Source organism: Paenibacillus sp. UASWS1643 (assembly GCF_008693195.1).
Classification (GTDB): domain Bacteria; phylum Bacillota; class Bacilli; order Paenibacillales; family Paenibacillaceae; genus Paenibacillus; species Paenibacillus amylolyticus_B.
The window spans coordinates 1-268 of the sequence record NZ_VXKZ01000021.1; the positions used below are offsets into that span (position 1 = coordinate 1).

At 43.7% G+C, this 268-nt stretch carries 1 rRNA gene; it reads left to right on the forward strand.

The features are described 5' to 3' along the window. Positions 1 to 268, forward strand: a 16S ribosomal RNA gene (locus FE296_RS00095); the annotation flags it as partial.

Here is a 268-nt window from a genome sequence, read left to right on the forward strand (position 1 = left end):
TTGAGTACAGAAGAGGAAAGTGGAACTCCATGTGTATCGGTGAAATGCTTAGATATATTGAATAAAAAAAATATAAAAGAATGCTTTCTGGTATTTTACTGACGATGAGGCTCGAAAGCATGGGTAGCGAACAGGATTAGATACCCTGGTAGTCCATGCCGTAAACGATGAATACTAGGTGTTGGAGGGTTTCCGCCCTTCAGTGCCGCAGCTAACGCATTAAGTATTCCGCCTGGGGAGTACGACCGCAAGGTTGAAACTCAAAGGA